The 25,622-nt window shown below is 45.9% G+C and carries 18 protein-coding genes; 11 read left to right on the plus strand and 7 right to left on the minus strand.

What is annotated here, in order from left to right:
• Positions 1–78: 78 nt before the first annotated feature.
• A complete protein-coding gene (locus tag JT717_RS04915) occupies positions 79–1,008 on the minus strand; it encodes an NAD(P)-dependent oxidoreductase (protein ID WP_255552911.1) in 930 nt (309 codons plus the stop codon).
• 15 nt (positions 1,009–1,023) lie between these two features.
• A complete protein-coding gene (metG, locus tag JT717_RS04920) occupies positions 1,024–3,126 on the minus strand; it encodes a methionine--tRNA ligase (protein WP_240347848.1) in 2,103 nt (700 codons plus the stop codon).
• Positions 3,127–3,490: 364 nt separating this feature from the next.
• Between metG and JT717_RS04925 the strand changes: the two genes are divergently transcribed.
• The 4 genes from JT717_RS04925 to JT717_RS04940 all read left to right on the plus strand — a co-directional run bounded on the left by JT717_RS04925 (position 3,491) and on the right by JT717_RS04940 (position 9,018).
• Positions 3,491–4,513: a S66 peptidase family protein gene (locus tag JT717_RS04925; RefSeq protein WP_205509049.1), complete on the plus strand. Its 1,023-nt coding sequence runs from the start codon at positions 3,491–3,493 to the stop codon at positions 4,511–4,513.
• 61 nt (positions 4,514–4,574) lie between these two features.
• Positions 4,575–5,501, plus strand: a complete 927-nt coding sequence (locus JT717_RS04930; protein ID WP_205509050.1) for a S66 peptidase family protein — start codon at positions 4,575–4,577, stop codon at positions 5,499–5,501.
• Between the two features lie 241 nt (positions 5,502–5,742).
• Positions 5,743–7,173, plus strand: a complete 1,431-nt coding sequence (locus JT717_RS04935) for a UCP032817 domain-containing protein (RefSeq protein WP_205509051.1) — start codon at positions 5,743–5,745, stop codon at positions 7,171–7,173.
• Positions 7,174–8,082: 909 nt separating this feature from the next.
• Complete coding sequence (locus tag JT717_RS04940) at positions 8,083–9,018, plus strand: hydrogen peroxide-inducible genes activator (RefSeq protein ID WP_205509052.1); 936 nt, start codon at positions 8,083–8,085, stop codon at positions 9,016–9,018.
• A 148-nt stretch (positions 9,019–9,166) separates the two neighbouring features.
• On the opposite strand, the gene JT717_RS04945 is transcribed toward JT717_RS04940, so the two are convergent.
• The 3 genes from JT717_RS04945 to JT717_RS04955 form a co-directional block, all read right to left on the minus strand.
• Positions 9,167–9,973 (minus strand): alpha/beta hydrolase, encoded by an 807-nt coding sequence (locus JT717_RS04945; protein ID WP_205509053.1) that lies wholly within the window; start codon positions 9,971–9,973, stop codon positions 9,167–9,169.
• A 220-nt stretch (positions 9,974–10,193) separates the two neighbouring features.
• Positions 10,194–10,973, minus strand: coding sequence for an alpha/beta hydrolase (locus JT717_RS04950; protein ID WP_369411685.1), 780 nt, complete (start codon positions 10,971–10,973; stop codon positions 10,194–10,196).
• 301 nt (positions 10,974–11,274) lie between these two features.
• Complete coding sequence (locus tag JT717_RS04955; RefSeq protein ID WP_205509055.1) at positions 11,275–13,272, minus strand: KUP/HAK/KT family potassium transporter; 1,998 nt, start codon at positions 13,270–13,272, stop codon at positions 11,275–11,277.
• Between the two features lie 267 nt (positions 13,273–13,539).
• On the opposite strand from JT717_RS04955, the gene JT717_RS04960 reads away from it, so the two are divergent.
• The 5 genes from JT717_RS04960 (at position 13,540) to JT717_RS04980 (ending at position 19,513) form a co-directional block, all read left to right on the plus strand.
• Positions 13,540–15,090, plus strand: a complete 1,551-nt coding sequence (locus JT717_RS04960) for a hypothetical protein (protein WP_205509056.1) — start codon at positions 13,540–13,542, stop codon at positions 15,088–15,090.
• A 10-nt stretch (positions 15,091–15,100) separates the two neighbouring features.
• Complete coding sequence (locus JT717_RS04965) at positions 15,101–16,081, plus strand: hypothetical protein (protein WP_205509057.1); 981 nt, start codon at positions 15,101–15,103, stop codon at positions 16,079–16,081.
• Positions 16,082–16,229: 148 nt separating this feature from the next.
• The gene (gene purQ / locus JT717_RS04970; RefSeq protein WP_205509058.1) at positions 16,230–16,934 is read left to right on the plus strand and encodes a phosphoribosylformylglycinamidine synthase subunit PurQ; all 705 of its coding nucleotides are present in this window, start codon (positions 16,230–16,232) and stop codon (positions 16,932–16,934) included.
• 69 nt (positions 16,935–17,003) lie between these two features.
• Positions 17,004–17,459: a protein-disulfide reductase DsbD domain-containing protein gene (locus JT717_RS04975; protein ID WP_205509059.1), complete on the plus strand. Its 456-nt coding sequence runs from the start codon at positions 17,004–17,006 to the stop codon at positions 17,457–17,459.
• Positions 17,460–17,548: 89 nt separating this feature from the next.
• Positions 17,549–19,513 carry a protein-disulfide reductase DsbD family protein gene (locus JT717_RS04980; protein ID WP_205509060.1) on the plus strand — a complete coding sequence of 655 codons (1,965 nt, stop codon included), beginning with the start codon at positions 17,549–17,551 and terminating at the stop codon, positions 19,511–19,513.
• Positions 19,514–19,856: 343 nt separating this feature from the next.
• Here JT717_RS04980 and JT717_RS04985 read toward each other — a convergent pair whose 3' ends face one another.
• Entirely contained in the window at positions 19,857–20,438 is a 582-nt protein-coding gene (locus JT717_RS04985) for an RNA polymerase sigma factor (protein ID WP_014223477.1), read from the minus strand.
• A gap of 264 nt (positions 20,439–20,702) precedes the next feature.
• Here JT717_RS04985 and uvrA point away from each other — a divergent pair, with 264 nt between their 5' ends.
• Positions 20,703–23,516, plus strand: a complete 2,814-nt coding sequence (gene uvrA, locus JT717_RS04990) for an excinuclease ABC subunit UvrA (RefSeq protein ID WP_205509061.1) — start codon at positions 20,703–20,705, stop codon at positions 23,514–23,516.
• A 180-nt stretch (positions 23,517–23,696) separates the two neighbouring features.
• On the opposite strand, the gene JT717_RS04995 is transcribed toward uvrA, so the two are convergent.
• Complete coding sequence (locus JT717_RS04995) at positions 23,697–24,632, minus strand: T9SS type A sorting domain-containing protein (protein ID WP_205509062.1); 936 nt, start codon at positions 24,630–24,632, stop codon at positions 23,697–23,699.
• A 498-nt stretch (positions 24,633–25,130) separates the two neighbouring features.
• Between JT717_RS04995 and JT717_RS05000 the strand changes: the two genes are divergently transcribed.
• Positions 25,131–25,622 carry a hypothetical protein gene (locus JT717_RS05000; protein ID WP_205509063.1) on the plus strand — a complete coding sequence of 164 codons (492 nt, stop codon included), beginning with the start codon at positions 25,131–25,133 and terminating at the stop codon, positions 25,620–25,622.

A 25,622-nucleotide genomic window follows, 5' to 3' on the forward strand; every position in this document is an offset into this window, starting at 1 on the left:
ACCTTACAGGTCTCGCCTTTGCTCATTGCCAATTGCCTTTTTCCCATTGCCTATTGCCAATTGCCCTTTGCCCATTGCCTATAGATTCGCTGCCTGCGACACGGCGCTCCAGTCGAGTTCAGGATCTTTTTCAATGATCTGTTGCATATGGTGTTTCAGCAGCATGGCAAAGGGCATATTATTGTCTACTGCCGCCGCCTGCGAAAGCACCAGGTTGATGTCTTTCAAGCCCAAGGGCATATTGAATGCAGCCGGTTTGAACTGCTGGTTTACGATGATATTACCATAGTTCACATAGATAGGCGAGTTGAAAAGTGTTTGCGAAAAGAAGGACCACATTTTCTGCGTATCGATATTGCTTTTGGCCGCCAGTGAAACGCTTTCACCGATGGCTTCCAGCGCAGCTGCGATCATAAAATTGCCGCAAAGCTTCACGGTATTGGCAGCAGTGATGGCATCGCCAAAATCCCAGACACCCGCGCCACCGGCATCTTTAAACAGTTGTTCGTACTGCTGGCGAAGGGTAGCTGCACCTGATATCACAAAGTTCAGTTTGCGCGCACGGGCCGCTTCAGGCCTGCCAAATACCGGTGCCGCCAGGTAGTGTGAACCCTGTTGTTGGTGTTGTTCTGATAATTCCTGCGCAGTAAGCGGCAGTATGGTGCTCATGGCGATGTGAACGCCACCGGGCTGCATATTCTGTATCAGGCCCTCGTCGCCTTCGCAAATGCTTTTTAAGGCTTTATCGTCTGAGACCATCGTTACGATCACTGCACATTGCGCAGCAAGCTCCTTAACCGTTGCAATGGCGGTGGCGCCTTTATCGGTTAATGCTTTGGTTTTGGAAGCGGTGCGATTGTAAACAAATAACTGGTGTCCTTTTTCGAGCATGTTTTCGGCAATAGGAGTGCCCAGGTTGCCTAATCCAATAAATCCGATCTTCATATTAATGGTATTAAAAAGATAACCCCACCTGCTTTGCCATTGCGCAAAACAAGTGGGGCACAATGGTGAATAATCTATTTAACTCACTGAAGAGCCATTGTCAATAGCATCAACAGGATTAATAAAATGCAGTTTACCTGTTTTGTCTTCAGCCATCAGGATCATGCCATTGCTTTCAATGCCGCGCATTTTGCGGGGCGCCAGGTTGGCTACCACCACTACCTGTTTGCCGGTGATCTCTTCCGGTTTGAAGTGTTCGGCAATACCCGATACAATGGTTCTGGTCTCAAAACCCAGGTCTACCTGCAGCTTTAAGAGTTTGTCGGCCTTGGGTACTTTTTCTGCAGCCACAATAGTGCCTACGCGAAGATCGAGCTTGGCAAAATCATCATACTGAATTTGCTCCTTCACTGCTTTGGGTGCTGCGGTATTTTCCGGTTGCTGACTTCCGGCCTCCGGTTGCTGAGCTCCGGTTTCCGGCTTCACCAGTCCGGCCTTTAATTTCGCGATCTGCGCTTCTATCTCGGCGTCCTCAATTTTCCGGAACAGCAATTCAGGGGCCCGTAAGCTATAACCAACACTCAGCAATTTTGTTTTACCGGCATTCTCCCATTCTAACATTTTATCAACCACCTTCATCATATGCAGCATCTTTTGCGCAGTGCCCGGCAAAAATGGATTGATCAAAATGGCCAGGTTAGCGGTCAGCTGCAAACAAATGTGCAGGCAGTTATCGATCAGTTTCTGGTTATCGGGATTTTCGGCTAAGGTCCTGGCAACCATCCAGGGTTCTTTTTCCTGCATGTATTTATTGCCTTTTCTCGAGAGGTCGATCACTTCGAACAAGGCATCGCGGAACTTAAAGTTCTCGAGATGTTCTTCTACCTTAGTTTTGGTCACCTCAAATTCAGCCAGCAGGTTTTTGCCGGCATCATCCAGTACGTCTGCATGTAAAGCGGGCACTTTGCCGCCGCATAATTTGTGCATCAGCACAAAAGCGCGGTTCACGAAGTTGCCGAAAATGTCAACCAGCTCTCCTTTTACCCTTGTCTGAAAATCTTTCCAGGTAAAATCATTGTCTTTGGTTTCCGGCGCATTGCTGCATAACACATAACGCAACATATCTTCGCAGCCCGGGAAATCTTTGATGTATTCATGCACCCATACCGCCCAGTTACGGCTGGTAGAAACTTTCTCACCTTCAATATTCAAAAACTCATTAGCCGGTACATTATCGGGCAGTACAAATCCGCCATGCGCTTTCAACATCGCCGGGAAAATGATACAGTGGAAAACAATATTGTCTTTACCAATGAAGTGCACCAGTTTGGTGTCATCCTTACACCAGTAATCGTCCCATTTTTCGGTCAGTTCTTTAGTGGCAGAAATATACCCGATCGGCGCATCGAACCACACGTACAGCACCTTGCCTTCGGTATCCGGCAGGGGAACTTTTACGCCCCAGCTGCTGTCGCGGGTCATGGCGCGGCTTTGCAAACCACTATCAAGCCAGCTTTTGCATTGCCCATATACGTTGTTCTTCCACTCGGTATGGCCTTCGAGGATCCAGCCTTTCAGCCAGTCCTCATAGTTCTGCAACGGGAAGTACCAGTGTTTGGTTTTCCGTTTTACCGGCACAGCATCACTGAGGGTGCTGCGCGGGTTTATTAATTGTTCCGGACTAAGCGAAGAACCGCATTTCTCACACTGGTCGCCGTATGCATTGGGATTGGCGCAAACCGGACAGGTACCAGTGATGTACCGGTCTGCCAGGAACGTATTCGTTTTTTCGTCATAATACTGTTCGGTCTCTTTTTCCTCGAACAGTCCATCGTCGTACAGTTTTTTGAAAAAGGCCGCTGCTGTTTCGTGGTGAACCTGATTCGAAGTGCGCGAATAGATATCGAAAGAAATACCCATTTGATCAAAGCTCTCCTTGATCTGGGCATGGTATTTATCTACAATCTGTTGCGGGCTCACGCCTTCTTTCATGGCGCGGATGGTAATGGGAACTCCATGTTCATCACTGCCGCCAATAAATTTGATATCCCTTTTCTGCGCGCGTTGGTAACGCACATAGATATCAGCCGGTAAATAGCAGCCTGCCAGGTGACCGATATGCACGGGACCATTGGCGTACGGCAGGGCCGCTGTGACTAAATAGCGCTTAAAATTGCTCATTTGATCGTCTTTAGTTTTTCTTATCATCGTCCCTTTCCGCCAGTCGGCGGATCCCTTGTACTGCATATCGCTAAGCAGCCAGGCAAATGCCGGATGGGGAATTGCAAAAATAACCATTCGGGGGCAAGGCATAAAATTGGTTGCCGGATGCCGGTTACCAGTTCCCGGTTACCGCGTGAACATTACCTCGTTTTTGATCACCGCACCGCTTTATTGCGAATGAGCAACTGGTATAACACCCAAAGTACCAATGCAAAGGCTACTAACAATGTTATTATAAAACCTGCTGTCATACGATAAAAGTAATTTCTTTATATATGGGCTAAAGGAACTTTGCGGTATATTTAAAAATTATATTCAGTAAATGAACCGTAAGCATTTTTTATCCTCATTCCTGGTGGCCGGATTGCCTTTTCCTGGTTGGAGTGCCGTGGTTAATAATGATGATCATGAATCACCCGCGCCTATTCTGCCCCGCTATTTAAAACCCGGCGATACCATTGGTATTACCTGTCCGGCAGGCCATATTACCCTGCCTGAAATACAACCGGCGATGCTGCAAATGGTAGAGTGGGGGTACAATATCAAGGTGGGTGATACCGTAGGTAAAAAGGACTGGACCTTCGGGGGCACCGATGAAGAAAGGGCGAAGGATTTTCAACAGATGATCGATGATCCCAGGGTAAAAGCCATTATGTGTGCCCGTGGTGGTTATGGATTTGTTCGGATCATCGATAAACTGGATTTCAGCAAACTGGCTACTCATCCCAAATGGATCATTGGTTTCAGCGACATTACCGTCCTGCACTGCCACCTGAACCGGAATTATGGCATTGCCTCCATTCATTCAAAAATGTGCAACAGTTTTCCCGACGACTGGAATAAGGCTGAACAGATCCAGATCGATACGATCCTTTCAATAAAACAGGCATTAACGGGCCAAAAGATGCATTATACAGCGCCGGTAAATCCCTATAACAAACCGGGAAAAGCAGCAGGCGCCCTCGTGGGTGGCAATCTGAAGCTGATAGAAACTTTGGCCGGTACCAGATCTGATCTGCGCACGACTAACAAAATATTGTTTGTAGAAGATACGGGCGAATATCTCTACAGCATCGATCGCATGTTCTGGAACCTGAAACGGACCGGTAAGCTCGAAAAGCTGGCAGGTTTGATCGTTGGCGGCTTCAAAGTAAAACCCGATGATGCCGGGGAAGAGTTCGGCCGTACGGTAGCCGACATTGTGCTGGAAAAGGTAAAAGAATACAACTATCCTGTTTGTTTTGATTTTCCCGTTGGTCATCAACGGAATAACTACGCTTTAAAATGTGGCGTAATACACCGGTTGACCGTTTCTAATGAAGAAGTAATACTGCGGGAAATCTAGGCTGCCATGGTTTCCTTATTTTTGATATTCGTTAATTAACAGTCGCAATTGGCATCTAACTATGGTAAAAGTTCCTCCCTATTTACAACCAGGCAGCACGATCGCATTGGTATGTCCCTCGGGATTTATGGCAATAGAAAAAGCACAAACATGTATTGATGTACTGCAGCAATGGGGATATAAAGTGAAAGTCGGCACCACGGTCGGCAGTTTTTCCACCAATTATTTTTCGGGCACCGATGAAGAACGCCTGATCAACTTTCAACAGATCCTCGATGACGATGAAGTAGATGCGGTATTATGTGCCCGTGGGGGATATGGTTTAAGCCGCATCATCGATCATATCAGTTTTAAGAAATTTAAAAAACGGCCCAAATGGGTGATCGGCTTCAGTGATATCACCGTATTGCACGCACATATTTATTCCAATTACGGTATAGCCACCCTCCATGCGCCGATGGCAGGGGCGTTTAACGATGGCGGTTATGCGAATGAGTATGTTGGATCACTAAAACAGGCGCTGGAGGGAAAAAGAATAAGGTATGAGTGTGCGGGCCATGCATTTAACAGGAAAGGCGAAGCCATTGGCGAGCTGGTGGGCGGTAACCTGGCCCTGCTGGCCCACATAGTGGGTACGCCTTCAGACATCAAAACAAAGGGCAGGATCCTTTTCCTCGAAGATGTGGGGGAATACCTGTACAATGTTGACCGGATGATGCGGCAACTGCAACGCAGTGGTAAGCTTGAAAAACTGGCCGGACTGATTATCGGTGGTTTTAGCGATATAAAGGATACCGAACGGCCTTTCGGACAAACCGTATATGAGCTTATAAATGACATTGTGAAGGAGTACGACTACCCGGTAAGTTTCGGTTTCCCGGTGAGCCATGAAAAAGAGAATTATGCGTTGAAGGTGGGTGTCGGTTACAGGCTGAAGGTGGGCAGGAGCAAGGTCTTATTGGAGGAGTATGTGGATGAGTTGGATTAGTTAGTAGACGGGTTGGCTGGGCTGATAAAGTTGCAATGGTGAACGTTTATAATTGATACCTGTTGCCATTGCCCATTGCCTAAATTGCCCATTGTCCATTGCTGCATCGTTCCACAAACGTTCCATAAGCGCGTTTCACATACAAAGTGCAGGTTCCACGATGCTTAACGATTTGGTAACACAAGCTTTCTTGCACGCATGCTTAACTCCGTTATAACTTTGTGTAACCAAAGACAGAAATATGAAAGTTGAAGAACACAGAAGCCTTTGGAATGCAATAGAACAATTTCCCCTCGATGACCCTCATGCAGCAGTTACCTTCTCGCACAAATTAGCTGCAAAACAAAACTGGTCAGCCTTCTACACAGAAAGGGTCATTGCAGAGTACCGGAAATTCCTTTTCTTATGTTGCATCTCTCCAGATGGCGCATCACCCTCACAGGCCGTAGACGAAGCCTGGCATTTACACCTCACTTATACCAGATCGTACTGGATCGACCTTTGTAAGAACACCTTGGGCAAAGACATCCATCACCATCCATCCCGGGGAGGGGATGACGAAGACCACAAACACCGCGATTGGTATAAGGAAACGCTGGTTCTATACCAATCCATCTTTGAATCACCGCCACCAGATGACATTTGGCCACCGCCCCTTGAAATTCAGCAACATTTTCCCGAGCCGCGCTACTCCATATCCAATGAAACCATCGCTCTTATTATAATGTTGCTAACGCTTCCGCTCATTGTAAGTGCTTACCTGCACAAAGTCTTGTCTCCTTTTTCATTGAATGGTCGTCAATTCCTCGTTTTCTTTCCTTTACTGGCGCTTAGTTGTATAATTGGTTATGTAATTCTCCAAAACGAAAAAGGCCGCGCACTGAAACAATTAGTTACCGAACAGTTTCCCACAGATGCCACTCCTTTTCAAATCGCGCAATTTCTCTTCGGTAAACACCGGGCCATTCAGGCAGGCATAGTAGATCTGCTGCGGCGCAACCTGATCGGACTTACGAATGATAACCGGTTTATTCTTCACAGGAACTGGTACAGTAAACCTGTTAACGAGCAGAATCCCTTGATCCCCGGGTTTTTGAATGAACAGTATGACAGCATCAATTATGAAGGCATAGCAACTGAGTGGTACAATGAAGAGGCGATCAAACATCCGGTGCTGCAAAAGCTCTATCACCTGGCTTATCACAAAGAACCGCTTTTGAAAGAATACCATTTGCTGTTGATTCCCTATGCGGTGCTTGTCATCAGGTTCATTCAGGGATTGGTCTACCATAAACCGCTATGGAATCTTTTCTCTGAATGCTTCATTCTGGTTTTTGTTTCCGCCATTCTTACAAGTGCTTTGTCACGCAGGAAGATGGTGCTTTTAAAAGCAGAAAAGCTGGCCAAAGAGTTACAGCATGATGGCAGCTTGTATAGCGACCAGGTAGTTTCAGCATATAGCATGTTTGGAAACGACACGCTGACCTGGTTTGCAGAAGGAGCTGCACTCACTGCCATCTTTGCGCCTTTTCCGGTACTTAACCATGACAAGCGATCGGTGACCAATAGCTCCTGCAGCAGTTGCAGCAGTTGTTCCGGTAGCGGCGGAGATGGAGGCGGTGGTTGTAGCGGTGGCGGATGCGGTGGAGGTTGTGGTGGGTGCGGGAGTTGATGGGGTTAATACAGGAGTTGAGCAGTTGATAAGTTAACAAGGTTACCGGCGGTTACTGGTTACCGGTTACAGGGTTACAAGGTACAGGTTACAGGGGTTACAAGTTACAGGTTACAGGGTACTCGTTACAAGGTTACAAGTTACAGGTTACAGGGGTTACAGGGTACTCGTTACAAGGTTACAAGGTACAGGTTACAGGGGTTACAGGTTTTACAATGGTTACAGGGTACAGGTTACAGGGGTTACAAGTTACAGGTTACAGGGTACTCGTTACAAGGTTACAAGTTACAGGTTACAGGGGTTACAGGGTACTCGTTACAAGGTTACAAGTTACAGGTTACAGAGGTTACAGGGTACAAGCGTTATATGTTACAGAGATTTCAGGTTAGCATTTGTCCGCCTTTGGCGGATTTTTCGTTTCTTCTCCTTATCCTTCTGCATTAGCGTTCCACGCCTGTTCCGTCTTTGGCGGATGCTGCTTTTGCGTTCAGCATATAAAAAAATGCCACCGTCCTTCCTAAGGAACTTGTGGCATACTTTAACCTAAACTATAATTTACTCCTGTGACCTGTATATAAAAAACAATAGATCAGATCATGTTTACCCAAGCGGTAGCGATGTACATCAATAGGATATTACACAGCCAGCAATTGTTTAAGGCAGTTAGCTGATGCCATCTACCACATGAGCGGGTCGCAGATGCAATTGCGTTACATCTGCCAATTCTTTCGCTGGGTATCACTCACAACACTAAAGCTACCGATCCATTGGCCTTTCCCGAACTCCCCAGATACGGTTTTCATTGTGGTGTGCCCGGATTGTGTTGTGTCTTATGACATCACAAAACTTGAATTATTTTGTTGATAAATCAAATTGATTAATTTTATACATCAATAGATAAAAACTATTATGACATTTGTTCAACTGGAATACGTCGTGGCTGTAGATACTTACCGGCATTTTGCTACCGCTGCCGAGCATTGTTTTGTGACCCAGCCCACATTAAGCATGCAGGTGCAAAAGCTTGAAGAGGAACTGGGCGTTAAGATCTTCGATCGTAGCAAACAGCCGGTGGTGCCAACAGAAATAGGGATCGAGATCATTGAGCAGGCACGCCGCATTCTATCTGAGAAAAACGTGATCAATGAATTGGTTCAAACTAAAAAAGGCATCCTGACCGGCGAATTGCGCATCGGCATTATTCCTACCCTGGCTCCTTATTTACTGCCGCTGTTCATTCAGAGCTTCTACAAAAAATACCCGCATATCAAGCTGGTTGTACAGGAATTGATGACAGAATACATTGTCACCCGCTTACGGGAAGGGCGCATCGATGTGGGCATCCTGGTAACGCCGCTTCAGGAAAACGGCATCAAGGAACATGTGCTTTTCTACGAAGAGCTACTGGCCTATGTATCGCGGAAGAATGCTGCGTATAAAAAAACATATGTGCTGGCGCAGGACATTGATCCCGAAAAATTATGGCTGATGGAAGAAGGGCATTGCTTCCGCTCACAGATCGTAAATCTCTGTGAATTGCGCCGCGCCAGTGAGTTGGGTTCCCATTTTGAATATGAAGCCGGCAGTATTGAAACCCTGCGCCGCATGGTGGAATTGAATGATGGCATCACCATTCTACCGGAATTGACCACCCTCGATATGACGGCCCGCCAGCTACAACTCATCCGGCATTTTAAAAAACCTGCCCCCATGCGGGAAGTGAGCATTGTAGTGCACCGCGATTTTGTAAAGAAACGCCTTATAGAAGCGCTGAAGGAAGAGATCATTGCGGCGATCCCGGATAAGATAAAGATGAATAAAGATCTGAATGTGGTTCCTATTTAGGTGGTCAATGGTGAAGCTGTTCCCGGTTACCGGGGACCGGTTTCCGGGCCTTTGCCTGGCAAACGGAAACTGTTTCTGCGGTAACTGGTAACCGGCAACTGGTAACCGGTAACTGATATTCGGTAACCGGCAACCGGCGCCCGGCAGCCTACTTCAGCAAAGAATCCAGCTTCTTTTCATATACAGGAAAAGAGGGCAGGTCATTATGTTTCCCTCCATCGATGGTTATGTACTCATCCGTTGGTTTCAGGTAGGGCCTCAGCTTTTTTGAATTGCGATACGGAATGGTATTATCACTGGTTCCATGAAAAATGACTATGGGATTGGTGACTTCTTTTACATACTGCCAGGTAGGCAACTGGAAACGGATCATCTTGTTCAGCGGGTACACCGGCAGCCAGCTTCCAATAATAGATGGAAAACTATAATAAGGCGCTTCCAGGATCAGGGCTTTACAATCCCGGATCGTAGCCAGTTGCGCAGCTATGCCCGTGCCCATTGATTTTCCATAAATGATAATACTGTCCTTAGAATACCTGGCCTGCGCCAGTTTGTAAAAGACCAGCGCCCAATCGTACAAGCGCTGTTCGGTAAATTCACCAGTGCTTTTGCCAAAACCGGGATAATCGATCATCCACACTTCATAACCCCGGCTGGTGAAGGCAGGCGCTGCTTTGGCATAACGGCTAATATTCTGTTTATTGCCATGAAAATATAACACCACTCCTTTCGCCTGTGCTTGCGTGGCCGGAAATTGAATGATATTGATATTCGATTCCTTCGACCAGGGAATATTCACTTCTTTATACGGAAAAGGAAAACTGTATGGTGATTTGGCAGTTACCGGTTGCGGATGGAACAGGATCTTGTCCTGCCCGTAATAAATGGCAATCCCAATTAAACAATAGATCAATATAATAAGCTTGAGCCAGCGGAATAGGATCTTTTTTTTCATGAAGTCACAATATATGAAGGGTTTATGGTTCATTCAATGAAAATCCATCAATTGGGGCGTTTATGGTTTGTAGTTTATGGTATCCTAATTTTATAGCCGCCCTATTAATGGCAAACCAGCTGAAATGTCAGCAAAACAGGTCTAACCGACCTGGCAAATCAACGGGTCGCAAGGCTGACGGTGGTTTAGAATAAATGAACCACAAACCACAAACCATAAACTAGTATTTTAGTATGTCCCGCACAAAATTGTGGTATTCCGGGAAGGAAGGTAAATTATTATGCCCGCCGTCCAGGATCCGGATGAGCGTGATCTTGTTGGGATTGATCCGCTGCAGCGCCTCGCTATGCCTGATCGGGATGAGCCGGTCACGGGTGCCATGGATGATATAGGTATGGCAGTTCACATGGCGGATCCATTTATCGGTGCGCAGGTGATAACGCAATACAAACCGAACGGGCAGTATGGGCAGAAAGCGTTCTACCACGATGCGGAAATTATAATAGGGCGAGTCGAGGATCAGATAGCGCGGTTTGTTTTCCGAGGCAATATATGCTGCAAAACCGCTGCCGATACTACGCCCATATACAATGATGTGATGCTCGGGATATTTTCCGGTCAAAACATTATAAACGAACTGCATGTCGTTCAGCATGTCTTTTTCGCTGCGTTTGCCGGTGCTTTTGCCGAAGCCGCGGTAATCTACCAGCACCACGTCGTAATCGTACCGGTAAAAGTCACGGGCATACTTAGCCCAGCCTTTGATGCTGCGGCTGTTGCCATGAAAATAAAGGATCAGTCCCTTGGGGGCGGGGCGGTAAAAATGCAATCCGTTAATGCGCACCCCCGGTGAAATATCGAAGAATAATTCATTGAAGGGAATATCATACCTGAATTGAAAATCGGGCGGCAGCTTTTCCGGCTTGAAAATAAACCAATCCTGTATTAAATAGGCAAGAATGCTTAGCAGGAGCAGGCTTCCGATGATATAGTAAGCCACCGTTGGCAATGAGTTAGTTTGTGGTTTATGGTTTGTGGTTTATGGTTCTTTCCACGCAAATCTCCGATAAATATCTGGCACCCCGAACGCTCAGTCGGTTACCAATAGTGAGACGATATGGAGTTTATGGTTTATAGATTGTGGTTTATGGTTCTTTCCCTGCAAATCTCCAATAAATATCTGACACTCCGAAAGCTCAGATGGTTAACAACAATGAGACACTTATAAAGTTAGGATAACCACAAACAACAAACCACAAACCACAAACCGTCGATCGGCCGCAGGCCGGCTGATTGATCGGCTAATATCCGGTAATATCTTCTTCGCTGCTGTCGAACACCCTTTTCAGGTTCAGGTTAGGCACCGGCGCAACAATGAGCGGGAATTTTTCGATGGTCACATTGCTCACATCCAGTCCAAACCCGCGTTCTTCCGATAAGCTGTATTCCTTTACCATGAAATACAGGCGCATGATCATTTTCTCGAAGAAAGGCAGCTCAATATCCTGGCTCAGGTATTTTTCCATTACAATGAACTGGAAGTCGCCAACCACATTATTCCGTTCCAGGCTTTCATAACGGCTGGTGATATTCACCTCTTTATTGGCTACCAGGTCGGCCACCACCTTGCGGAACATCAGGTTGATCTTGGGCTCCATTCTGAAACCCAGCCTGAACTCAACCCGGATGATGTCATTCGGAATAATGTGCTCAACCGTGTACTCGCACGTATACGGATCGTCGAGGGTGTCAACATGCACAAACCAGTAGATATCGGCCCTTTTGGGCTTTTTATTCAGGATGGAATAAATGATCTTATGCTCAATTTCTTTCGGGTTATTGGCGCTGGTAAGGTATACCAGGTGAGTGGCATACTTGGGTACGGTCTTGTCGTTACTCAATTCCTGGATCTGTGGAATATAATGTTCCAGCCGTACAAACTCCACGTACCGGTTCTTGATCTTGCGGCTCCGGTACCAGATGTACATCACAAAAAAGAGGCCGCCGCCTACCAGCAGGGTCACAAAACCCCCATGGGGGAATTTTTCGAGATTGGCGAACAGGAACGAAAGTTCTATAGTGAGATATACGATCAGGAAGAGATAGATCCATATCGGCTTGGCCCGCCGCGATACCAGGAAGTTGGCGAACAGGATGGTGGTGGCGATCATACACATGGTAATGGCCAGTCCATAAGCCGCCTCCATGCGGGAGGATTTTTGGAAGTATAATACAATGCCTACACAACCTACGAATAACAGCATATTGATGCCGGGGATGTACAGCTGGCCCCTTTCTTCGGTGGGGTAATTGATCTTGAGCTTGGGCCAGAGGTTCAGCCGCATGGCTTCACTGATAAGGGTAAACGAGCCGCTGATCAGGGCCTGGCTGGCGATGATGGCTGCTGCGGTAGCGATCAAAATGCCCGGGATCACAAACCAGCTGGGCATGATCTTGTAAAAGGGGTTAAAGCCGGCGCTGATCATTTCAGGCGTGATCATTTTGCCCGAATAGTTCGCCAGCAGGTATGCGCCCTGGCCGAGGTAATTAACGATCAGGCAGCTTTTTACAAAGATCCAGGAGTACCGGATATTGGCCCGGCCGCAGTGGCCGAGGTCTGAGTACAGGGCTTCGGCCCCGGTTGTACAAAGGAAAACGGCGCCCAGGATCCAGAATCCTTTGGGGTATGATGTTAATAAGTCTATGGCATAATAAGGGCTGAATGCCTTGAATATATGCAGATCATCCATAAGATGCGTAGCCCCGAGGATCGCCAGCATACAGAACCAGCAGAACATGATAGGGCCAAACATTTTACCAATGGAGGCAGTACCAAATTGCTGCAGAAAGAAAAGGACGCTGATAATAGCGATCACAATGTATACGATGGTAGAATCTTCAATAGTGCCCAGCCCCTGGATATTGCGTAAACCTTCGATGGACGAGGTTACCGAAATAGGGGGTGTGATCATGCCGTCGGCCAGCAGGGCCGCACCGCCCAGCATGGCAGGTAGCACAAGCCATCTCCGTTGCCGCCTAACCAGTGCGTACAACGAAAATATACCTCCTTCACCGCGGTTATCGGCTTTTAAGGTAAGTACTACGTATTTCAGGGTGGTTTGAAGGGTGAGTGTCCAGATGATGCAGGACAGAGAGCCTACAACTAATCTTTCGCTGATGGTCCGGCCACTGGTAATTGCATTCAGAACGTATAATGGGGATGTTCCTATATCGCCATAAATAATTCCTAACGCAATAAGTAAAGTGGCAACGGTAACTTTATTAATTTGTTTGCCCACGGTAGTGTCGCTTATCCCCGTTTATCAAAGGGTTTTTAATAAAAATAATAGAACCCCGGGTTATGAACTCCGGGGCGCCCGGTACAAAGTTATACGTAAAAAAATTAAATCTCCGCCGATTTATATTTCTAATTGGTTCACCCGACGAAATTTATGCACTTTTGGTTGCTACCGCACCAATAAAAAATGAATGCTTAAATTTATACCGAAAGTTTGGGCAGCCGTTTAACAATCAGTAATTTGGCATATAACATGCATTGCAGCTCCATGATGAAATTACGCAAAAATATCCTGCACCAGCTGCTGCTGGTAATACTGTTGCAGGCCATATTTCCTCTTATAAGTACTGCCCAAAAGATCACCTATTCCGAAGCGGAAAGGGAAGACGGCCGCCGTACAGACTTTGAAATAATCGGGAAAGTAGGCAGTAACATCCTCATATTTAAAAATAATCGCAACGACAACGCCATCAGTGTCTATAACAACGACATGAAACTGCTCGACCGGGTAAAGCTCGATTATCTCGACGACCGGTGGATCAATGTTGACTTTGTTCCCTACGCCAATCACGTTTGGATGGTTTACCAGTTCCAGCGCCGGAGCGTAGTGTATTGTATGGGCGTTAAACTCGATCAGAATGCCAAACGCATGAATGATCCGGTGGAGCTCGACACTACCCGCATAGGCTGGGCTGCCAGCAATAAGTTGTACACCACCATTTACAGCGACGATAAGCAGAAGATCATGGTGTTCAAGATCAATAATCGTAATCCGAAGAGTTTCCTGTTCACCACCCTGCTGTTCAATGCCAATATGGAATTACAGCACAAACATCATATGAACATGCCCATGGAAGAGCGGAACGACTATTTTACCGACTTCCTGGTAGATAATGAAGGGGATATGGTGTTTGGGAAGTTCCAGCGAAAGAACGGCAGCGATTATATTACCAACCTTCAGCTGATCACCAAAAAGGGCGGGGAAGAAAAGTTCAATTTCCGCGACCTGCATCATAAAGACGAACGGGTGCTGGATGAGGTCAAGATCAAGATCGACAATACGAACAGGCGTTATTTGTTCTCAGCCCTCTATTATAAACAAAAGCGCGGTAACGTGGAGGGCTTGTATACGGTTGTTTGGGACAAAGCCGCCGATTCAGTGCTCAAGGAGTCCATGCTGGCCTTTAATGACGACCTGCGCAAACAGGCGAAAGGGCCTGATGCCAACCTGCGCATCGCCTTCAATGACTATTTTATCAGCGATATTATCATAAAACGCGATGGCGGTTATTTGATAACTGCTGAATCGATGTACACTACATCGCGCGGCGGTACGTTTAATAGGTGGGATTATTTGTACTGGAACAATCCCTGGTCGTCGCCGCTCGATTATAGCTACTGGTCGCCCTATTATAGTCCGTGGCGGTCGCCCTGGAACCGGTATGGGGGCGCTGCAGCAACCAGGTACCATGCAGAAAATATCATGGTGCTGTCTTTCGATAAAGACGAAACGCTGCAGTGGAGCAATGTGATCTCAAAGACCCAGTTCGATGATGAAACGGATGCTTTGGTGTCGCATTCCCTGATGAATACCGGTGGAGAATTGCATTTTTTGTTTAATGTGTATGAGCGCAGAACCCTGTTGCTGAACGATCACAGCATTGGCCCTGATGGAAAGATCACCCGTCACCCAACGCTGAAGAACCTCGAAAGAGGCGTGGAATTTATGCCGCGGCTCGGTAAACAGATCAGCGCAAACTCGATGATTGTTCCCTGTCAATTAAGAAACTATCTTACTTTCGCCAAAATTGAATTTTAAATTCGTTTGAGTGACAGGAATATTCAAGCAAAAGACCTCCAGTAACATCCTGGTGTTGCTGGTATATGGTCTGATTCTTAAATTCAACCGTTTTCTGCACCCTGCCGGCCCTTTGCAACAGCCGGAAGACCATTTTCTATATAACTGGTTGATCGCTTTTTTAAAACCGCTGCAGATCGCGCCGGTCCTGTATGTATTGATCGCTTTTTTACTGCTGTACAGCCAGGCGCTTTTATTCAACCGCATTTGTAACGACCAGAAGCTCTTGCCGCGGCCAAACTACCTGCCGGCCATGGCCCATATGCTTACCACCTCGCTTTTTATAGAGTGGAACTATTTTTCGGCGCCCCTGCTGGCCAATACCTTCCTGATCTGGATCTTTTACCGCATGACCACCCTTCCTAATATCCAAAGACCGGCGCCTGCCATTTTCAGTATCGGGGTGTTAATAGGCATTGTTACCTTATTGTACCGGCCGGCCATTGTATTTGTAGCCCTTGTGCTGCTGGCGCTCTTCATTATGCGGCCTTTCCGCCTGCGCGAATGGGCCATCAACCTGCTGGGTATTACCATGCCCTATTATTTCCTGGCCCTGGTATTGTACCTGGGCAATAAATGGGACTGGGATAAGATTAAACCGGTTTTCAGCATCGGTCTGCCCGCCATTCCATCCTCACTGATCACTACCATCAGTATCAGTTTGCTGATCGTACCTTTTATGATCGGCGGCTATTATGTACAGGCCAACCTCAATAAAATGTATATCCATGTGCGCAAAAGCTGGAGCCTGCTCCTGCTTTACCTGATCATGGCCATGCTCATCATTATGGCCGATGGAGGCAGTAACTACGTGAGCTGGATGTTGTGCTCGGTGCCCATTACCGCATTTCATGCCGCCATGTATTTCTATATCAATTCCCGGCGCCTGCCCATGATCATTCACTGGATCCTGTTCGGGTTTGCGATCTATCTTAACTATTGGCTTAACTAAATTATTGATAGCTATTTGTTTATACAGAAGGTTACATGTTGCAGGTTGCAGGTTACAAGGAAAACCTAAAACCAGGCCCTGAAACCTGTAACATGGAACCTGTAACAGAAACTGTGCTATCTTTGCACCTCAATTAAAAATTCCGTTAATGAAATTTGGTGTTGTAGTATTCCCCGGTTCCAATTGCGATCGCGATATGCAGGATGCCCTGCAAAATGATCTGAATCAGGAAGTAATCATGTTATGGCATAAAGAAAAAGACCTCAGTATGTTTTCTACCGGGGACTGTATCGTATTGCCGGGTGGTTTTTCCTATGGCGATTATTTACGTTGCGGCGCCATTTCCCGGTTCAGCCCTATGATGCAAAGTGTGATCGAATTCGCCAATAAAGGCGGTAAAGTGCTGGGCGTGTGTAACGGCTTCCAGGTGCTGTGCGAATCGCATTTATTGCCAGGTGTATTATTACGTAATGCCAATCAGCAGTTTATTTGCAAGAACGTATACCTTAAAGGTGCTGGCTCCGATAAAGCGTTGAAAATACCCATTGCGCATGGCGAAGGAAGATATTATGCCGATGATGCTACTTTGGATAAGTTAGAAGCCAATAACCAGGTTATTTACCAGTATTGCAACGAGCAGGGTGAAATTACCCCCCAGGCAAATCCCAATGGCGCCGCCCGCAATATTGCCGGAATATGTAATGAAGCACGCAATGTGTTCGGTATGATGCCACACCCCGAAAGAGCCACTTCTGCATCACTTGGTAATACTGACGGCCGTATTATATTAGAATCGTTGATCATGGGGGTAAATACGGTTGTCACTGAAAAAGCCGCATTGGTAAATTTTTAGAGAATTATTAAGATTATTTCTTAGACTTTTGAGACAGGTAAACTGTTTTAATAAGTAAACAAACTCAACATGAAGGTAACTCTGCTCTCCCTTTTGATAACCATGATCAGTGCTGTGTCTTTTGCGCAGTCAAATACCCAGGTTAAATGGACCTTCTCTTCCAAGAAGATAGCCGATAAGACTTATGAAGTGCGGGTAAAAGCCACCGTTAATGGCGACTGGCATATCTACTCGCAGAACGTGGGCGTAGATGGTCCTATTCCAACTGCATTCACGTTTACCAAGAACCCCTTATTGGTAGTGGATGGTAAAGTAAAAGAAGTAGGCAAACTGATTACAAAAGAAGAAGAGGTATGGGGCGGTAAAGTGAATTATTATGAGAAAACGGTTGAGTTTATTCAAACGGTAAAGGTTAAGGGCAGTGCCAAAACGAACCTGGCCGGAAAAGTAGAATATATGGTTTGTAATGAAGAAAAATGCCTGCCTCCTTCCGAAACAACATTCTCTGTTGCTATAGGCGGTTAATGCATTGTCATACAAATTATTAATTTATAAAGAACGGGTTCTTGGCAAAAGAACTCGTTTGTTTTTTAAAATCAACCGGTATTCGCTTTATGAAACATTTTTTATGGAGTCTGATAGCCCTGTGCTGTATCAACTCCACGGTGGTTAAGGGCCAGGATGTTACTGCTTATAAATGGGAGGTATCCGGAAAAAAGATCCAGGATAAAGTTTACGAACTAACTTTCACAACACCAGGTAATAGCAAATGGCAATTGTATGGCGCGAATGAATCCATTAGTGAGGTGCCATCTGTAGAGCTCGAGTTTGCTGATTCTTCCATCCAAATTCAAAAGCCCTTTAAGGAATCTGGCAACAGCATATCTTTTAAAAATCCCGTATTTGACAACGCTTCTTTTAAGGTATATGAAGGCCCCGCCACCTTTGCGGCCACCATCACTTTTACGGGCGATGTGCCAGCTGTGTTGTTAGGTAAGTTCCGGTATACCTATGGCAGAGGCGATGAGTTTTACCCCCTGAATGAATATGCTTTTTCTACATCGCTTGAGGGTGGTGTAGATGCAAGGCCTAAGATCGATGTAGCTACTTTCGATCTGAAGAATCCTGTTAACCCCTGCGGCGACGAAGATACCGGTGGCAAAAGCCTGATGGGCATCTTCTTCATCGGGATGCTGGGCGGCTTCATTGCATTATTCACGCCTTGTGTATTCCCGTTGATTCCTCTGACCGTTTCCTTTTTTACCAAAAAAGCGCAGGATAAAAAGAAAGGCATTGTCAATGCAACAGTTTATGGCCTGTTCATTTTCCTGATCTATATTTTATTAAGTATTCCATTCCACCTGGTGAGCGGGGTGAACCCGGAGATACTGAACAATATCTCCACCAACGTGTGGTTGAACATATTCTTCTTTCTGATCTTTGTGTTCTTTGCCATTTCTTTCTTCGGCTATTTCGAGATCGGTTTGCCGAGCGGACTGGCTAACAAAATTGATTCACGCTCGGGCATGAGCAGTCTGGGTGGTATTTTCTTTATGGCCTTAACCCTTGCCATTGTATCATTCTCCTGTACAGGTCCAATCCTGGGTTCCTTACTGGCGGGTACCGCATCAGAAGGCGCCTGGCCCTTAACGGCAGGCCTGGCCGGTTTTGGTTTGGCGCTGGCCTTACCCTTTGCTTTATTTGCCATGTTTCCCGGCTGGCTGCAATCTTTACCCAAATCGGGCGGCTGGTTAACCAATGTAAAAGTGGTGCTGGGTTTCCTGGAGCTGGCGATGGCCGTAAAATTTTTATCAAATGCCGACCTGGTGAAGCAATGGGGTTTTTTGAAAAGAGAAGTGTTCATGGGGATCTGGGTACTGGTTGGAATTTTGATCGTATTGTATTTATTAGGTAAGATCCGGTTCCCGCATGATGGACCGGTTAAAAAATTCAGCAAGACCCGCATCGCATTCATTGTTTTCTTTGCTGCGGTCACCCTCTATTTTATTCCCGGCCTTACGAATACCCGCAGTGCTAACCTTAGTTTGATCAGTGGTTTTCCGCCACCGCTTTGTTATAGCCTGTATAAAAATCCCATAAACTGTGAGAAAGGCATTGAGCCTTTACACAATGATTATAATGAAGCGCTGGCCCGCGCGAAAAAGGAGAACAAACCCGTATTGATCGACTTTACCGGTTGGGCCTGTGTGAACTGCCGCCGGATGGAAGAGAATGTGTGGCCCGATGAAAAAGTAAGCGCCCTGATCAAGGAAAAATTCATCATTGTATCGTTGTACGTTGATGAACGCAGACCGCTGCCGGCCGCCCAGCAGTTTGAGTACGATAATAAGAAAACGAATACGAAGAAAAATATCATTACGGTTGGCGACCTATGGGCCACTTTTCAATCGGTGAATTTTGATGCAGTTGCCCAGCCGCAATATGCGATCATTAGTCCGGATGAAAGGATCCTCACCAAGACCAAGGGTTATACCCCAAGCGCCCGGGAATTTGCGCAGTGGCTGGAATGTGGAATTGATGCATATAATAAAAAAGGGCAGCAAACGGCGGCTAAATAAGCGTATTGGCTGAACATTTTTTAAATAAACAATCCCGTTCGGGTTTACCGAACGGGATTGTTATTTGTGCCTGGCATTTTAATGTTATCTGTTGGCAGCTAACAAAAGAAAACACCCCGCTCAGCCTGAGTGGGGTGTTTAATTAGGCGTCATTCTGTTCCAGCCTTCCGGCAAGCAAGCAATTCAGGAAATGGGCCCGGATGGAGGGCCAGAATGACAATATTTTTTACTTTGTTGTTTCTGGTGTCAAATCTAAGCAGCTTATCCGTTCCCTTTTTCAGATGTGCTGTTAAATTTTTGCAAGGATAATGAATCACAACTGAAGTACCCAAAGTAAAAAGGCCTACAAAGCGATCTTTTTCTGTAACATCATTTTGCGCAGGTTGATCAGGCCGTAACGCATTCTGCCCAAAGCAGTGTTAATGCTGCAATTGGTCAGGGCTGCGATCTCTTTAAAGCTCAGATCGGCATAATGACGTAGAATGATCACTTCGCGCTGATCATCTGGTAACAGATCCAACATCTGACGAACGCGGTCATAACTTTGACGCTTCATCATTTTTTGATCTGCACCGTCTTCTGTGAAATTAATCACTTCAAATATATCCCTGTCGTCGCTGGTTTTGATAGCAGGGGTACGTTTTACTTTCCGGAAGTGATCAACACACAGGTTGTGGGCAATACGCATTGCCCAGGGAAGGAACTTACCTTCCTCGGTGTACCTGCCTCCACGAATGGTGTCGATGATCTTGATCAGCACATCCTGGAAAATATCTTCGGCGAGATATTTGTCCTTCACAAGAAATAAAATGGAAGTGTACATTTTTTCTTTGTGACGAAGAATGAGGGTTTCAAGAGCATACAAGTCTCCATCCTGAAAGTCCTGGATTAACTCATGATCGGTCTTTTTACGTAGTGAACTCATAAACTTCTACGGTTTTTTGAAGGTGATAGGATATTAATTAAAATGGATTTTTATAATTGAATGGCTTTTCTGAGTAGAAGTGATTGCGCGATAGGCGGTGTGTTTAGTTTTCAGATTTATTGTACAAATTACCAACTAAAGATAGAGACTTTTTCGAAAAAAGCAAACTTTAAGCAATTTTTAGATTTTTTTACCCAATAACCGTTAAGGAAACTATTTAAAATAATCCTCAAACAAAACAATAAATTTGTTGTCTTTTAAATTATGGCAGCGTCAACAAAGGCTAACATGGTAGCAAACCCGGTGCTCAAAGGGTCAGATAATATATATATAAAGGGAGCACGGGTGCATAACCTCAAGAATATATCGGTTGAAATACCGCGAAATAAATTCATAGTGGTCACGGGGGTGTCGGGTTCAGGCAAATCTTCTCTCACCATCGATACTTTATTTGCCGAAGGGCAACGCCGGTACGCAGAAAGCCTTAGTGCTTATGCGAGGCAGTTCATGGCCCGTATGGTAAAACCCGATGTGGATTTTATCAAGGGATTATGCCCGGCCATTGCGATAGAGCAAAAGGTAATTACCCGTACCCCACGTTCTACCGTGGGGAGTATGACGGAAATTTACGATTACCTGCGGCTGTTATTCGCCCGTGCCGGTAAAACCATTTCCCCCGTTTCGGGGCGCGAAGTGAAAAAAGACGATGTCAATGATGTAATAGAGGCCATCGCTAACCGGCCTGCCGGCGATAAAGTGCTAATTCTGATCCCTTTCAAACAGCATAAGAACCGTAAGCCGCTCGAAGAGCTGAATATCCTGATGCAAAAAGGCTTTACCCGCTTATATAACGGTGAGATCCTCCGCATTGAAGAATTGATTGACGCCGCCGGCGAAAAGGGCAATGGCCCCAAACTCACCGGCGAAACCTATGTGCTGGTTGACCGGCTGGTAGTAAAGGCTTTTGATGAGGATGACCGCCATCGCATGGCTGATTCCATCGGCACTGCCTTTTATGAAGGGGAGGGCGAATTAATGCTGGAAGTGAATGGCGCCACTAAACTCCATTTCAGCAACCGCTTCGAGCTCGATGGCATGCAGTTCGAAGAACCGGTGCCTAATCTTTTCTCCTTTAATAACCCGTTTGGCGCCTGCCCTACCTGTGAAGGTTTTAGCCAGGTGCTGGGGATCGATGAAGACCTGGTGATACCCGATAAACGGTTAAGCGTATATGAAGGTGCAGTGGCTCCCTGGAAAGGGGAGAAACTGGGGGCCTGGAAAGACCAGTTCATCAGGGGCGCCCGCAAGTTTGATTTCCCCGTTCATAAAGCCATTATTGATCTTACCAAAGAGCAATATAAGGTATTATGGGAGGGCAATGCCTTCGTAAACGGCATTAACGATTTCTTTAAAGAAGTTGAACAGAACCTGTATAAAGTGCAATACCGGGTACTGTTATCGCGGTACCGCGGCAGGACCCAATGTCCTGACTGTAACGGTTATCGCTTACGCAAAGAAGCCTTATACGTAAAAGTAGGCGGCAAACATATTGGCGAGCTCTGTGAAATGCCCGTGGTGGAACTATCGCAATGGTTTGCCGATCTGCAATTAAGCGAATACGATACCCAGGTAGCTAAAAGAATATTGATTGAGATCAATCATCGCTTAAAGACCCTGCTCGATGTGGGCCTGGGTTATTTGACCCTCAACCGCCTGGCCAATTCATTAAGCGGTGGCGAAAGCCAGCGGATACAATTAACGCGCTCCCTGGGCAGCAATCTTACCAATTCCTTATATATACTCGATGAGCCGAGCATTGGCTTACACTCCCGCGATACCGAAAGGTTGATCAGGGTATTAAAAGAGTTGCGCGACCTGGGCAATACCGTGGTAGTCGTTGAGCACGATGAAATGATGATGCGCGAAGCAGATTATATTATCGATATGGGGCCACTGGCATCGCACCTTGGCGGCGAAGTGGTAGCCCAGGGCGATTATGATGCTATTATTAATAATGATAAAAGTCTTACGGGTCAATACCTGCGCGGCGATCTGAAAATTGAGGTGCCGCGAACCGTTCGCAAATGGACCCGTTCAGTTGGCATTGAAGGCGCCCGGCAGAACAACCTGAAGAATGTAGATGTCAGCTTCCCCCTCAACCTGTTATGTGTGGTAAGCGGGGTAAGCGGCAGTGGCAAAACAACGCTGGTGAAACAGATCCTGTATCCGGCCTTGAAAAAACTGAAAGGGGAGCCGGTTGATAAAACGGGTCTGCATAAAGCCATCACAGGCGATATTGACTATATCTCCCAGATAGAAATGGTCGATCAGAACCCCATCGGCAAATCATCGCGTAGTAACCCGGTCACTTATATAAAAGCCTGGGATGAAGTGCGCGACCTGTATGCCAAACAGCCCCTGAGCAAAATACGTGGTTTTCAACCCAAGCATTTTTCGTTTAATGTAGACGGTGGCCGTTGCGATACCTGTAAAGGGGAGGGCGAACAGATTGTTGAAATGCAGTTCCTGGCTGATGTGCATCTTACCTGTGAAGTATGCGGGGGCAAAAAATTCAAGGAAGAAGTACTGGAAGTGACCTATAAAGAGAAAAACGTGTATGAAGTGCTGGAGATGAGTGTAGATGAAGCACTGGAATTCTTTAAAGACGAGAAAGACATTATTAGCAAGATAAAGCCCTTAAGCGATGTGGGCCTGGGTTATGTAAAACTCGGACAGTCATCCGATACCCTGTCGGGCGGCGAGGCGCAGCGTGTGAAACTGGCTTCCTTCCTGGGCAAGGGGCGGGGCCAGGGGCATATCCTGTTCATCTTCGATGAGCCTACTACCGGTTTACATTTTCATGATATTAAAAAACTGCTCACTTCATTCAATGCATTGATTGAGCAGGGCCATTCGATACTGGTCATTGAACATAACACCGATGTTATCAAAAGCGCTGATTGGATCATTGATCTTGGTCCCGAAGCGGGCGATGGCGGAGGCCAGATCGTATATGCCGGTGTGCCGGAGGGATTGAAGAAGGTGAAGGAGAGTTATACGGGCAGGTTTCTTAGTTGATAGGGGCGGGTTGCCGGTTACCAGTTACCGGTTGCCAGTTACCGGTTGCCGGAGCGTTCGACTTTATGCCTTTTGCCTTTGGCTTTCAGCCTTTAGTTTATAACACATAAAAAAGGAGCATCTGCTGTGGTAGATGCTCCTTTTTTATGAATTTATGCGCCCCCTTTAAGGGGCTGAGGATTAATATTGTTTAGCCAGTTTGAAGGTCTGCTTGAAATTATTGTTATTGAATTCCAGGAAGTACAAACCTTTAGGGGCGCTTGGATCAATGGCAATGGCATTGGCGCCAACGATGCGGAACTTGACCTGTTGACCCGACATATTGAATATTCTGATATTGCCTTGTTTGTTCAGGTCGGCAGATGTAGCACCGATCAATTGTACTTCACTCACGAAAGGATTTGGGAATACTTTCGTAACGATGCCAGCGCCTTTTCTGCTGTTCACATACACCACTTTTGAATATTCGAAGAAACCATCGATATCAACCTGTTTCAGGCGATAGAAATAATCACCCGCTGCAGGCAGTTGATCAACGAAATTGTATTTGATATCATGCGCAGAGCTGCCGGCGGCTTTAATAGTGCCTACGGTGGTAAAGTTCTTACCATCGGCGCTTCTTTGAATTTGGTATTCAGCGCTGTTGATCTCTAAAGTGGAAGTGAAATCCAGTCTAACTGTGCTTTCGCTTTGTAATTTGCCGGTGAAACCAGTAAGCTTGATAGGCAGGGGAGCCTGGGGAGGAATAATGGTAGTGCAGGTACCCTGGCCGAATTTGCTAACTTCTATCTTCTCTGCAAAATAGGTATTGCAGTCATATTGGTATACCAGTGATGAGTCATTTCCTGTTCTCCATACACCATCAGCGGAAGGAGCGGGGGCAAGTGAAGGGATAATTACATCTGTGCCGCCCTGTTTACCACGAACAACAACCTCTGCGTCAGGCCAGGTATTATCGAGGATTATAATGCAATAGGTTTGACCAGAACTGGTAACGAATTGAATGTTCCTTATAAAAATGGGTGAGCCGCCAGGGCACACTCCAGTGCTGATCTGGGCTTTAGTGGTTGCAAAAAATGCCATGAAGGCCAATGATAAGAGGTAAAACTTTTTCATACATACATTTATTTGGTTCAGAAAAAATACATTGCCTTGCCGCTGTTTGAATAAACACACGGATAACGGTTAGCAACCTACGCCAGGTAAGATTGCCAGGGCTTTAAACAGGAGTGGAAAAATTTGAAGTAAACAAAATACCTATACCGGTGGGATTTAAAAGGATATGGATTAAAATCAAAATGTGATTCAAACAGGGAAAATGCAACAGGTAGGAAATTCTAACAGATATTGGATGCTACTACGTAGGGAGAAAAAACCAATAGATGGTTTAATACGAATAAATTTTTACGCTCTTTTATTCTCTAGGGGATGGATATGAAGCCGAAGGTAATAAAAATCCTCAGATTTCAAAATCATTTACAAGATTAAATTGTGATAGTGAGACCATTGCGGATTTTACCAAATTGGCTAACCGATTTTCACCGTCGCTTTGCTATCTTTTTAACACAACAAAAGCATTTGCAACCCTTACTTTGCAAAACCATAGCACATTGAATGAATAAATTTATAATTTCTTTTTTGTTGATAATCATTAGTGTCAATGCATTATCACAGGCCGTGAAGGTGCCGCAGCTGATCGATATGCTCGATTGGAACACAAAGCGAATTGATACAACTTTAAAGAAGGATGGTTACCTGTTGATGCAGAAAGATCTTGACTCCACCAGTTCGCTCTACCAGTACTCCTGGTTCGACAAACAGGAAGATGGCAGGGCGGTAGTGCGGTCATTTATGTTTATGGATGCTACTGCAAGAGGTTATAAAAGCAGGTTGATCACCTACCGTACCTATAATAAAGAAGAATACCAGCGGATAGCCGCCTGGTTATTGGCCAATAACTATCAAACGACCGGTAAGTATGACTTCAAGGAAGCCCAGCATACTTTATACAGTAATGGCACCCAAACGATCCGCGTAAAAGTGATCACTACGCAGTTGAAAGATGGAAAAAAGTTTGTTGCGTATGAGTTGGAGTTAGGGAAATAG

The organism is Longitalea arenae (assembly GCF_016924755.1).
Lineage (GTDB): Bacteria > Bacteroidota > Bacteroidia > Chitinophagales > Chitinophagaceae > Niastella > Niastella arenae.

Coding starts and splice junctions, on each gene's coding strand:
- metG (WP_240347848.1), bottom strand. CDS start 3,126: ATGAGCAATTTTAAGCGCTATTTAGTCACAGCGGCCCTGCCGTACGCC.
- JT717_RS04925 (WP_205509049.1), top strand. CDS start 3,491: ATGAACCGTAAGCATTTTTTATCCTCATTCCTGGTGGCCGGATTGCCT.
- JT717_RS04930 (WP_205509050.1), top strand. CDS start 4,575: ATGGTAAAAGTTCCTCCCTATTTACAACCAGGCAGCACGATCGCATTG.
- JT717_RS04935 (WP_205509051.1), top strand. CDS start 5,743: ATGAAAGTTGAAGAACACAGAAGCCTTTGGAATGCAATAGAACAATTT.
- JT717_RS04940 (WP_205509052.1), top strand. CDS start 8,083: ATGACATTTGTTCAACTGGAATACGTCGTGGCTGTAGATACTTACCGG.
- JT717_RS04945 (WP_205509053.1), bottom strand. CDS start 9,973: ATGAAAAAAAAGATCCTATTCCGCTGGCTCAAGCTTATTATATTGATC.
- JT717_RS04960 (WP_205509056.1), top strand. CDS start 13,540: ATGATGAAATTACGCAAAAATATCCTGCACCAGCTGCTGCTGGTAATA.
- purQ (WP_205509058.1), top strand. CDS start 16,230: ATGAAATTTGGTGTTGTAGTATTCCCCGGTTCCAATTGCGATCGCGAT.
- JT717_RS04975 (WP_205509059.1), top strand. CDS start 17,004: ATGAAGGTAACTCTGCTCTCCCTTTTGATAACCATGATCAGTGCTGTG.
- JT717_RS04980 (WP_205509060.1), top strand. CDS start 17,549: ATGAAACATTTTTTATGGAGTCTGATAGCCCTGTGCTGTATCAACTCC.
- JT717_RS04985 (WP_014223477.1), bottom strand. CDS start 20,438: ATGAGTTCACTACGTAAAAAGACCGATCATGAGTTAATCCAGGACTTT.
- uvrA (WP_205509061.1), top strand. CDS start 20,703: ATGGCAGCGTCAACAAAGGCTAACATGGTAGCAAACCCGGTGCTCAAA.
- JT717_RS04995 (WP_205509062.1), bottom strand. CDS start 24,632: ATGAAAAAGTTTTACCTCTTATCATTGGCCTTCATGGCATTTTTTGCA.
- JT717_RS05000 (WP_205509063.1), top strand. CDS start 25,131: ATGAATAAATTTATAATTTCTTTTTTGTTGATAATCATTAGTGTCAAT.